Source organism: Pseudomonas sputi (genome assembly GCF_021603585.1).
Classification (GTDB): Bacteria; Pseudomonadota; Gammaproteobacteria; order Pseudomonadales; family Pseudomonadaceae; genus Aquipseudomonas; species Aquipseudomonas sputi.
Genome location: NZ_BQHI01000002.1, coordinates 439,805 through 451,403, shown reverse-complemented (window position 1 = coordinate 451,403; position 11,599 = coordinate 439,805). Strand labels below are relative to the sequence as shown.

Below are 11,599 nucleotides of genomic sequence, written 5' to 3'. Positions count from 1 at the left end.
CTACACGGAGAGTCTGCAATGCCCAGCCCACTGCGCCCGGAACAACGCCGGTTTCCGCTGCATGTGCACATCAGCGTCATGTTCACCTTTCTGCTGTTGCTTACCGGTGTGGTGCTGGGTCTGTTCAACTACCACCAGACCACGCACATTATTCTGTCGAGCAGTGAAAAGCTGTTCAGCCGAATCGAACAGGATGTCCGTCTCGACCTGCAGGCGACTTATTCACCGATCCGGCACCTGCTGAGCCTGCTGGCAGAGACTCCCGCCGCCGGATCCTCCAGCCTCGAATCGCGCATGGCGCTGCTCAAGCCGTTCAGTCAGTCCCTGATGGACAATCCGGATCTGGCCTCGCTCTACCTGGGTTATGGAAACGGCGATTTCTTCATGGTCCGACCCTTGCGCACGCCGGCGCTGAAAACCCTGTTCAAAGCACCGGACGTGGCGGCGTTTCAAGTCTGGAGCATCGAACATGACGCCAGCGGCCTGACGCGTTCACAGTCACTGTTTTTCGACCAGGCACTTTCCCCGGTCGGCCGACAGGACATCCCCGCCGACCCTTATGATCCGCGCAGCCGGGCCTGGTACATCAATGCACGGCAGCAGACCGAACAGATCACTACCGAGCCCTACATTTTTTTCTCCACCCACAATGTAGGCACCACACTGGCCCGCCGCAGCGGCAAGGACGCCGTGATAGGGGCCGACCTGACGCTCGACGCACTGTCTGCAACCCTGGTTAAACACGTGGTGACGCCGGCGACGGAAATCGTCCTGTTCGATGCCGACGGCAATGCCGTGGCTTATCCCGACAGCCGCCGGCTGATCGTGGATGAACGCACGGCCCGTCTGGCCAAGGCTGCCGACTTGAGCCCCGCCCTGCATGCCTTGTTGTCCGGGCACCAGGGCAATCGGCTCGAGGTCGATGGCCGACAATGGATCGTCGCACGCAGCCAATTGCAGGAAGGCGGGCCGAAAGGTTTAGAGATGGCTTTACTGGTGCCCGAAGATGAACTGTTGGTCGATGCCTATCGTCTGCGCTGGCAAGGAGCACTCATCACGCTGGCCGTCTTGCTGCTATGTCTGCCGCTGGGCTGGCTGATCTCGCGGATTCTGGTGAAGCCCTTGCACGCACTGGTCAAGGAAGCCGATGCGATCCGCAGCTTCGACTTCAACTTTCCCGTCGCACGCCGATCGCCCGTGCTGGAAGTCGACCAGTTGAGCCTGTCGATGGCTCGCATGAAAGACACCCTGGCCAGCTTCTTCCGCATCACTGACAGCCTGACCGCTGAAACCCGCTTCGAGCCGCTGCTGCAACGGGTACTGTTCGAAACAGTGCAGATCGCCCAGGCCCAGGCGGGCCTGATTTATCTGCGTGAAAACGATGGCAATCGCATGGAGCCCTACGGTCTGGTGGTCGCAGAAACGTCGCAAGCGTTGGCGGCATTCGATCTGCAAAGCCGCAGCCTTGATGCGCCGCAAAGCCCCGAATGGTTTCGGCAACTGGCGAACGCCGACACGGTCGTCAGCAATCTGGGTTTCGAACAGGCCTCCGATCTGCAGAAAGTGCTGCTGGCCATGGGTTCGCCGAGGGTGCATTTGATCGGAATCCGTCTGCATAACCGGCACAACGAAACCGTCGGCCTGCTGGTGCTGCTGATCGACGATGGCGGCACCCCGAGCGATCTGGAAAAACTCCGGCCAGATCGCATCGCCTTCCTGCAAGCGGTGTCCGGAGCGGCCGCGGTGAGTATCGAGAGTCAGCGCCTGCAAGCCAGACAGAAACAACTGCTGGATGCATTCATTCAACTGCTGGCCGGCGCCATCGATGCCAAGAGCCCTTACACCGGCGGGCATTGCCAGCGCGTACCGGAGCTGACCCTGATGCTCGCCCGTGCCGCGGCAGCCAGTCAGGCCCCGGCCTTCAGCGATTACCAGCCGAACGAAGACGAATGGGAGGCCTTGCACATCGCCGCCTGGCTGCACGATTGCGGCAAGGTTACGACCCCGGAATACGTGGTCGACAAAGCCACCAAACTGGAAACCCTGAACGACCGTCTTCACGAAATCCGCACCCGCTTCGAAGTGCTCAAGCGCGACGCCTGGGTCAGTTACTGGCAAGCCATGGCCATGGGCGGTGAAGAACAGCAACTGGCCAGCCTGCGCGAGGCCACCCTGACAGCACTGGATGATGATTTCGCGTTTGTCGCCCGCTGCAATCTGGGCAGTGAGGCCATGGCAGAAAGTGATCTGCAACGCCTGCAAGGCATCGCCCAACGCACCTGGACGCGCACGCTGGATGATCGATTGGGCCTGTCATGGGAGGAGAACCGGCGTCAGGCACGCACTCCGGCTGCGACCCTGCCGGTCAGCGAACCGCTGCTGGCGGACAAGCCCGAGCATCTGCTGGAGCGCGCCGAGGGCGAACTGATCCCGGAGGACAATCCGTGGGGTTTCAAACTCGACGTGCCGCCCTACAAATACAATCGCGGCGAGTTGTACAACCTCAGCATCTCCCGGGGCACCCTGACCCGCGAGGAGCGTTACATCATCAATCATCACATGGTGCAGACGATCCTGATGCTCAGTCACCTGCCCTTCCCCGGACACCTGAACAGCGTCGCGGAAATCGCCGGCGGGCATCACGAAAAGATGGATGGCACCGGTTATCCCAAGCGCCTGAAACGCGAAGACATGAGCCTGCCGGCGCGCATGATGGCGATTGCCGATATTTTCGAAGCCCTGACCGCCGCCGACCGCCCGTACAAGAAGGCCAAGTCCCTCAGCGAAGCACTGGGGATCATGGCCACCATGTGCCGCGACGCGCACATCGATGCCGAGCTGTTCGGACTGTTCCTCCGCGATGGCGTGTACTTGCAGTACGCCACACGCTTTCTCGATCCACGGCAGATCGATGCCGTGGACCCGACGGCCCTGCTGCTCAAAGCAGGCCTGGGAGCGTGATCAGCAGTCAGTCAGACGCAGGAAAATCGCCGCCAGTTGTTCAATCCCGGCCTGATCCTCGGCACCGAAACGCGCGAGCTTCGGGCTGTCGAGGTCGAGCACGCCGATCAGACGACCGTCCTTGACCAACGGCACAACCAGTTCGCTGTTCGACGCGCTGTCGCAAGCGATATGGCCGGGGAACGCGTGAACGTCTTCGACCCGTTGCGTCTGCAGGCTGGCGGCCGCCGCACCGCACACACCGCGACCGAACGGAATGCGCACGCAGGCGATCTGGCCCTGGAACGGGCCGAGCACCAGCTCTGCGTTGCGATTGAGGTAGAAACCGGCCCAGTTCAGGTCATCGAGCTGGTTGAACAGGAACGCCGAAAACTGTGCGGCGTTGGCGATGAAATCGCGCTCGTCCGCCAGCAGCGACTCCAGTTGTGCGGCCAACATGCCATAGCCTTCGAGGCCCTGGCCGCTCTGTTGCAAATCAATCATGCCTTGTGCTCCAACAATTTCAGTCCCACCCAGTAACGGGCGAATTGGTACGCGCAACGTCCGTTGCGGTTGCCACGGCCGGTTGCCCAGCGCACGGCAAGAATGTCCAGTTGTTCGTCGCGCTCCCAGCTCAGGCCGGCCTTGGCGGCCAGCTGGCCGATCCAGTGCTCGACAACGTTGAGGAAATGTTCCTGGGTAAACGGATAGAACGACAGCCACAGGCCGAAGCGATCCGACAACGCGATCTTGTCCTCCACCGCTTCGCTCGGATGCAGTTCGCCATCGACGCGCTTCCAGTTTTCGTTGTCGCTTTCCTTTTCCGGCACCAGATGGCGACGGTTGGAAGTGGCGTACAGCAGCACGTTGTCCGGCGCCTGTTCGAGCGAGCCGTCCAGCACGCTTTTCAGCACGCGGTAGTCGCCTTCGCCGGACTCGAACGACAGGTCATCGCAGAACAGCACAAAGCGCTGCGGCAACTTGGCGATCTGCTCCACCACCCGTGGCAGATCCGCCAGGTGATCGCGCTCGATTTCGATCAGACGCAAACCGGCCATGGCGTGTTCGGCCAGCAGAGCCCGTACCAAAGAGGATTTACCGGTACCGCGCGACCCCCACAGCAGCGCATGATTGGCCGGCATGCCGTCAAGAAATTGCTGAGTGTTGCGGCCCAACTGCTCCAGTTGCCGGTCGACACCGATCAGGTCCGACAGACGCATGTCGAGGCTGACCTCCAGCGGCAGCAGATAACCGCTGCGACCGTCACGCTGCCAGCGTGCAGCGAGGCAGGTGCCCCAGTCGATGACCGGGCGTGGAGCCGGCAACAGGGGTTCGATCCGCGCCAGAACCGACTCGGCGCGCTCAAGAAAAGCATTCAATCGGGAATCCACGTCTTCTCCTCGGGCTCGTTCACAGTGATGATGGCGCTGCAGCGACGACAAACAGCGTTCGAAACCTGTCCCGGCCCTTGTTACAAGGCGCTTCGGGAACCCCGGAATCCGTGCATGATCGACTATGCTTGAGCAGCGAAGGGAAACGGAAGTGGTTCAACACCCCATGGATATCAAATTCACCCACCGGCTGTCGTACAAACAGGCCCGGCTTACCGTGCTGGTCGGGTTCATTCTGGGCACGCTGCTCAGCCTGCTGCAAATCGGCATCGATTATGCCAGTGAAGACGCGTCCATCAACCGTGAAATCCTGTCGTTGCTGGAAATCAGCCATAATCCGGCCTCGCGCATCGCCTACAACATCGATGCCGAACTGGCTCAGGAACTGGCCCTGGGCCTGCTGCGTTCGCCAGCGATCATTTCCGCACAACTGACCGACAACAACCAGACGGTGCTGGCCAGCGTCAAACGCCCGGAGCTGCAAAGCGGCTACCGGATGATCAGCGACTTCCTGTTCGGCGCCAAACGCCAGTTCGAAGACCGCCTCTACCTCGATCACCTGCCCAACGAATCCCTCGGCACCCTGCGCCTGGAAGTCGACACCTTCGCGTTTGGCAGCCGCTTTCTGCGCCGCGCGGAAGTCACGCTGATCAACGGTTTCGCCCGCAGCCTGATTCTCACCGGAATCCTGCTCGCACTGTTCTACGTGATGCTGACCAAACCGCTGGTGCGGGTGATCCGCGAACTCAGCGGTCGCGACCCGCGCAGCGCCGAGCCGACCACCCTGGAATGTCCGGCCGGGCACGCCAATGACGAGATCGGCGTGCTGGTCAAGGTCGCCAACCAGCAGTTCGAGAACATCGCCACGGAAATCCAGCAGCGACGCAATGCGGAGAACCGCCTCACCGACTACCTCGCGCAACTCGAAGACATCGTGTCGGCGCGCACCGCCGAGCTCAAGGCAATCAACGCACGGCTCAGCCAGTCCAACCAGGAGCTGGAGGTGGCCCGCAGTACGGCGCTGGACATGGCCGAGGCACGCTCGGCATTTCTCGCCAACATGAGCCACGAGATCCGCACCCCGCTCAACGGCCTGCTGGGGATGATCGCCCTGTCGCTCGACGGCCCGCTCAACGCCGAACAACAGCAACAACTGTCCATCGCCCACGACTCGGGCAAGGTATTGGTGGAATTGCTCAACGACATTCTCGACCTTTCGAAATTCGATGCCGGGCAACTTGAGCTGGAACACATCCCCTTCGATCTCGGCTCGCTGATCGAAGACACCGCCAACCTGCTCTCGCAGAACGCGGCACCGAGCGTCGAGCTGACCTGCCTGATCGATCCGCACTTCCCGGCGCTGGTGCTCGGCGATCCGACCCGGGTCAGGCAGATCGTCAGCAACCTGCTGTCCAATGCGCTGAAATTCACTCGCTTCGGCCGGGTCGATGTGCGCTTGTCCACCTGGAAGGACGGGGTACGCATCGAAGTCTGCGATACCGGCATCGGCATCGCTCAGGAAGCGCAGGTGAAGATTTTCCAGCCGTTCACCCAGGCGGGTGCCGGCATTACCCGCCAGTACGGCGGCACCGGGCTCGGCCTGGCACTGACCTACAACCTGTGCGAAGCCATGCAGGGGCGCCTGACCATCAGTTCCGAAGTGGGTTTCGGCAGTCAGTTCTGCGCCGAACTGCCGCTGCCCTGCCACACCCGCGCGGTGATTCCGCCACCGTTGCACGGCAAGGTGCTGGCGATCACCAACGCGGTCAGCGGGCTGGCCGAATTGCTGGAAAGCCTGCTACCGGTCTGGGGGCTGACCTACGAGCAGCGAACCCTGGACGACCCGCTGCTCGGCCTCTCCCCCGACGTCATCATCACCGATTGCCCCGAATGCCTGTTCGGCCTGCGCCCGGCGATGACGGCACCGATTCTGCTGGTGACTGCCTACGGCAGCTTCCTTCCGGGTGAAGAAGCCGCCGCGCTCGCCCCGTTGCAACAGCAGGCGCGACCGCTGGCCCGCAACGCGCTGTATCAGAATCTGCGCCGGACGCTGTTGCCGGAACTCACCACCATCGACCGCGCTCGCCTTGAGAGCGTGCCGTCGCAACGGCGCGGTCGGGTGCTGCTGGTGGAGGACAACCCGGTCAATCAACTGGTGGCCAAAGGGATGCTGGGCAAACTCGGCTGTGATGTCGTGGTCGCCGCCCATGGTGTGGAAGCGCTGGATCAGCTGGAACACGACGAGTTCGATCTGGTGCTGATGGACTGCAACATGCCGGTGATGGACGGCTATGAAGCCAGCCGCCAGATCCGCCAGAGCGGGCGCTGGCCGCACTTGCCGATCGTCGCCCTGACGGCCAACGCGATGGCCGAAGAGCGCGAGCGCTGCCGGGCGGCGGGCATGAGCGATTACCTGGCCAAGCCGTTTCGCCGAGAAGAACTGGCGGCGCTGCTGGATCAGTGGATGCCGACTACGACAGTGCTTTGATCTGCCCAAGCAACTGATCGAGACCGTCACGCAAGTCATTGAGCCGGTCCAGATCCACCCCGCTGTCGCATAACAGCCGCTCTTTCAATGGCCCGACCTGTTCACGCAGCGCCTGCCCTTGAGGCGTAAGGCTCAGATGAACCTCACGCTCGTCCCGGCTGGAGCGCTGACGCTGAACCAGTTGCAGTTGCTCCAGTCGCTTGAGCAGCGGCGTCAACGTGCCGGAATCCAGCGCCAGACGCTCACCCAGCGCCTTGACTGTCGGCTGCTTCGGCGCGGTTTGCTGCCATTCCCACAACACCAGCATCGCCAGGTATTGCGGGTAGGTCAGGCCGAGCTGATCGAGCATCGGCTTGTAGGCACGGATCACCGCCCGCGACGCGGCATACAACTTGAAGCACAGCTGACTGTCGAGCTTCAGCGAATCGGCGGACAGGCTGTTCATTTGAGCAGGGCTTCAATCTCGCGGCTCAGATCCTGCGGCTTGGTGGCCGGGGCGAAGCGCTTGACCAACTGCCCGTCCTTGCCGATCAGGAATTTGGTGAAGTTCCACTTGATGCCTTGGGAGCCCAGCACACCCGGGGCGCGCTTCTTCAACTGCACGAACAGCGGATGCGCACCGGTCCCGTTGACTTCGATCTTCTTGAACAGCGGGAAGCTGACACCGTAGTTCAGCTCACAGAACTCGCTGATGGCGCCCTCGTTACCCGGCTCCTGCTTGCCGAACTGATTACACGGGAAGCCCAGCACCACCAGGCCCTGATCCTTATAGGTCTGCCACAGCTCCTCAAGGCCTTTGTATTGCGGCGTGAAACCGCATTTGCTGGCCGTATTGACCACCAGCACTGCCTTGCCAGCGAAATCGGCCAGAGTCTTTTGTTCGCCCTTGATGGTGGTGCACGGAATATTCAGCAGGTTATCGCTCATGGTGCGCACTCTTGGAAAATGGATAGACGGCAAAAATAGCGAGCAATTGAATTGCGTGCAATTTAATTATTCGAAAGGCGACCCGTGGATCGCCCGCATCGGTTACTCGCGCGGCACCAGGTCCAGGCACACCGAGTTGATGCAGTAACGCAGGCCGGTCGGCGGTGGACCGTCCGGGAACACGTGGCCAAGGTGGGCATCACATTTGGCGCATTTCACTTCGGTGCGGATCATGCCGTGGCTGGTGTCACGGATTTCGGTCATGGCATTGTCGCCGATCGGCGCATAGAAGCTTGGCCAGCCGCAACCGGAATCGAATTTGGTCCTGGAGTCGAACAACGGCTCGTTGCAGCAGACGCAGTGGTAGACGCCATCGGTCTTGGTAGCGTTGTACTTGCCGGAGAACGGCCGCTCGGTAGCGCTCAGGCGGCACACGTTGAACTGCTCGGGGTCGAGCATCGCCCGCCATTCTTCCAGGGTCTTTTCAATCTTTTCCATCATCACACCTCAGCGGCTGAAAAAGCCCGATCTGTACCTTTTCCACGGATCGGGCGGCACGTATGATTGCGCCTCGTCACACGCCAGTCTGGCAGCGGGTTCCTGCGCATTCAAACGGATTGTTGGAAACCGCCGCTCAAGACACCTGCCTGTGTGAAGACGCAGGATTCCCAGCACGGTTGTCCACCCGCCGCCTGGATCGTTCATTTTCGGGATCACATCGCCATGCAGTTCAGCAAATCGAACAAGCTCGCCAACGTCTGCTACGACATTCGCGGCCCGGTGCTCAAGCACGCCAAACGTCTGGAAGAGGAAGGCCATCGCATCCTCAAGCTGAACATCGGCAACCCGGCACCCTTTGGTTTCGAAGCGCCGGACGAAATTCTTCAGGATGTGATCCGCAACCTGCCGACCGCCCAGGGCTACAGCGATTCAAAAGGCCTGTTCAGCGCGCGCAAGGCGGTGATGCAGTACTACCAGCAGAAGCAGGTCGAAGGTGTCGGCATCGAAGACATCTACCTGGGCAATGGTGTGTCCGAGCTGATCGTGATGTCGCTGCAGGCACTGCTCAACAACGGCGACGAAGTGCTGGTGCCGGCGCCGGACTACCCACTGTGGACCGCTGCCGTCAGCCTGGCCGGCGGTAACGCGGTGCATTACCTGTGCGACGAGGGCGCCGACTGGTTCCCGGACCTGGCCGACATCAAGGCCAAGATCACCCCGAACACCAAGGCGATGGTGATCATCAACCCGAACAACCCGACCGGCGCGGTGTATTCGAAGGAAGTGCTGCTGGGCATGCTCGAGCTGGCCCGTCAGCACAACCTGGTGGTGTTCTCCGACGAGATCTACGACAAGATCCTCTACGACGACGCCGTGCACATCTGCACCGCATCCCTGGCCCCCGATCTGCTGTGCCTGACCTTCAACGGTCTGTCGAAGTCGTATCGCGTGGCCGGTTTCCGTTCCGGCTGGATCGCCATTTCCGGGCCGAAGCACAACGCTCACAGCTACATCGAAGGCATCGACATGCTGGCCAACATGCGCCTGTGTGCCAACGTGCCGAGCCAGCATGCGATCCAGACCGCCCTGGGCGGCTATCAGAGCATCAACGATCTGGTCCTGCCACAAGGCCGGTTGCTGGAACAGCGCAACCGTACCTGGGAATTGCTCAACGACATTCCCGGCGTGAGCTGCGTGAAGCCGATGGGCGCGCTGTACGCTTTTCCGAAGATCGACCCGAAAGTCTGCCCGATCCATAACGACGAGAAGTTCGTGCTCGACCTGTTGCTCTCCGAGAAGCTGCTGGTGGTGCAAGGCACGGCGTTCAACTGGCCGTGGCCTGACCACTTCCGCGTGGTCACCCTGCCGCGGGTCGATGACCTGGACATGGCCATCGGCCGCATCGGCAACTTCCTCAAGTCCTACCGCCAGTAACCGGCGCTCAGTGCGCAACGGCCCGAACGTTGCGCACTGTCTGATTCAGCAACACTTCTGCTCCGCCCCCCCTCCAGCACCTTCTACACTTGCGATTCATACGAATCATGCGTGCCTGACGCAATGAGACCGGGTGGCATGCGCCTGTCATCCATGCAGACTTCGCAGGTGGGAAACGTCCCATGGCAGGGTGAATCCGGTGTAGGACACAGTTTGAAATAGTCACTCGGTTGAATCGCCCGGTGCCGCACCTTATATACCCCGCAGTACGCTACATCTTTAGCTTGAGGAGATTTCTACAACCATGATGCGCATCCTGCTGTTTTTGGCCACTAACCTGGCGGTCGTGCTGATAGCCAGCATCACCCTGAGCCTGTTCGGCTTCAACGGGTTCATGGCGGCCAACGGGGTTGATCTCAACCTCAATCAGCTGCTGGTTTTCTGTGCAGTCTTTGGTTTCGCCGGTTCCCTGTTCTCGCTGTTCATCTCCAAGTGGATGGCGAAGATGAGCACCAGCACCCAGATCATCACCCAGCCACGCACTCGCCACGAGCAATGGCTGTTGCAAACCGTCGAGCAGCTGTCCCGGGAAGCCGGGATCAAGATGCCCGAAGTCGGGATTTTCCCGGCCTATGAAGCCAACGCCTTCGCCACCGGCTGGAACAAGAACGATGCACTGGTCGCGGTCAGCCAGGGCTTGCTCGAGCGCTTCAAGGAAGACGAAGTGCGGGCCGTGCTGGCCCACGAGATCGGTCACGTGGCCAACGGCGACATGGTTACCCTGGCGCTCATTCAGGGCGTGGTGAACACCTTCGTGATGTTCTTCGCGCGGATCATCGGCAATTTCGTCGACAAGGTGATCTTCAAGAACGAAGAAGGCCAGGGCATGGCCTACTACATCGCGACCATCTTCGCCGAACTGGTGCTGGGCATTCTGGCCAGCGCGATCGTGATGTGGTTCTCGCGCAAACGCGAGTTCCGTGCCGACGATGCCGGTGCTCGCCTGGCCGGTACGGGCGCGATGATCAACGCATTGCAACGCTTGCGCGCCGAACAGGGCCTGCCGGTGCACATGCCTGACACCCTGAACGCCTTCGGTATCAACGGTGGCATCAAACAAGGGTTCGCCCGCATGTTCATGAGCCACCCGCCGCTGGAAGAGCGCATCGACGCCCTGCGTCGTCGCGGCTGATCAGCCCGGCTCAAATAGAAAGGCCCGCAGTGATGCGGGCCCTTTTTTGTGCCCGTTACCGACCAGTCAGCCGGTACACCCGTTCCTCCAGGCGAGTCACTCCCGCCTGCAGGAACTTCCCGCTTTCGCTCAACACGTCCTGCTCCCCCAGCGCCTGCACCTGCCAGTCGCCGCCAAACAATCGCTGTACCTCGGAATCTTCCACCGCAAACGGCGGCCCAGGCATTTGCGCCTGATCATAATCCAGCGTGATGAGCAAACCGCGAAGGCCCACTGGCAAGATGCCCAGCAAATGCGTCACATAGCGCTCGCGCATCGGTGCCGGCAAGGCAATTAGCGCCGCGCGGTCATACAGACCGGTGCAGTCAGCAACATCGCTTGCAGACAAGGCGAAGAAATCCCCGCACCACAACTCGATCGCCCCGCCCCGATAAACCTTGAAACCACCCTCTTCACTGATCTGCGCCTGCAATTGTTGCTCGCGGAAGAAGTCTTCGACGGCCCTTTGCGACAGCTCGACGCCGAGCACCCGATATCCCTGTCCGGCCAGCCACAGCAGATCCAGGCTTTTACCGCACAACGGCACCAGGACTCGCGCCTGAGCCGGTAAGGCCAGATCGGGCCAATGCCGCTGCAAATACGGGTTCACCTCGGGCTGGTGGAAGCCGATCTGGTTCAATTCCCACTTCTTGTGCCAAAACTCCGGCTGCATGCATCCTCCGAGGA

Annotated in this window: 10 protein-coding genes; 4 read left to right on the top strand and 6 right to left on the bottom strand. The window is 61.1% G+C overall.

The genetic code is table 11. The features are described 5' to 3' along the window. Positions 1–18: 18 nt before the first annotated feature. Positions 19–2,961 (top strand): HD domain-containing phosphohydrolase, encoded by a 2,943-nt coding sequence (locus L6D81_RS04700; RefSeq protein WP_236178075.1) that lies wholly within the window; start codon positions 19–21, stop codon positions 2,959–2,961. Here the strand turns inward: L6D81_RS04700 and L6D81_RS04695 are convergent, their stop codons facing one another. Next, entirely contained in the window at positions 2,962–3,444 is a 483-nt protein-coding gene (locus tag L6D81_RS04695) for a GAF domain-containing protein (RefSeq protein ID WP_236178074.1), read from the bottom strand. Beyond that, positions 3,441–4,331, bottom strand: coding sequence for an ATP-binding protein (locus tag L6D81_RS04690; RefSeq protein ID WP_236178073.1), 891 nt, complete (start codon positions 4,329–4,331; stop codon positions 3,441–3,443). Before L6D81_RS04690 ends, L6D81_RS04695 begins: the two co-directional genes overlap by 4 nt. A 166-nt stretch (positions 4,332–4,497) precedes the next feature. On the opposite strand from L6D81_RS04690, the gene L6D81_RS04685 reads away from it, so the two are divergent. Then, positions 4,498–6,819 carry a hybrid sensor histidine kinase/response regulator gene (locus L6D81_RS04685; protein WP_236178072.1) on the top strand — a complete coding sequence of 774 codons (2,322 nt, stop codon included), beginning with the start codon at positions 4,498–4,500 and terminating at the stop codon, positions 6,817–6,819. Here L6D81_RS04685 and L6D81_RS04680 read toward each other — a convergent pair. The 3 genes from L6D81_RS04680 to msrB form a co-directional block, all read right to left on the bottom strand. Further along, complete coding sequence (locus L6D81_RS04680) at positions 6,803–7,264, bottom strand: MarR family winged helix-turn-helix transcriptional regulator (RefSeq protein ID WP_236178071.1); 462 nt, start codon at positions 7,262–7,264, stop codon at positions 6,803–6,805. The genes L6D81_RS04685 and L6D81_RS04680 overlap by 17 nt on opposite strands. Further along, positions 7,261–7,746, bottom strand: a complete 486-nt coding sequence (locus L6D81_RS04675) for a glutathione peroxidase (protein ID WP_011335290.1) — start codon at positions 7,744–7,746, stop codon at positions 7,261–7,263. Before L6D81_RS04675 ends, L6D81_RS04680 begins: the two co-directional genes overlap by 4 nt. 102 nt (positions 7,747–7,848) lie before the next feature. Further along, positions 7,849–8,244, bottom strand: a complete 396-nt coding sequence (gene msrB, locus L6D81_RS04670; RefSeq protein WP_236178070.1) for a peptide-methionine (R)-S-oxide reductase MsrB — start codon at positions 8,242–8,244, stop codon at positions 7,849–7,851. A 225-nt stretch (positions 8,245–8,469) separates the two neighbouring features. Here msrB and L6D81_RS04665 point away from each other — a divergent pair, with 225 nt between their 5' ends. Then, entirely contained in the window at positions 8,470–9,681 is a 1,212-nt protein-coding gene (locus L6D81_RS04665) for a pyridoxal phosphate-dependent aminotransferase (protein WP_007955711.1), read from the top strand. A gap of 304 nt (positions 9,682–9,985) precedes the next feature. Then, positions 9,986–10,873 carry a protease HtpX gene (gene htpX / locus L6D81_RS04660; protein ID WP_064598312.1) on the top strand — a complete coding sequence of 296 codons (888 nt, stop codon included), beginning with the start codon at positions 9,986–9,988 and terminating at the stop codon, positions 10,871–10,873. A gap of 55 nt (positions 10,874–10,928) precedes the next feature. On the opposite strand, the gene L6D81_RS04655 is transcribed toward htpX, so the two are convergent. Beyond that, positions 10,929–11,585, bottom strand: coding sequence for a thiopurine S-methyltransferase (locus L6D81_RS04655; protein ID WP_236178069.1), 657 nt, complete (start codon positions 11,583–11,585; stop codon positions 10,929–10,931). Positions 11,586–11,599: the final 14 nt, after the last annotated feature.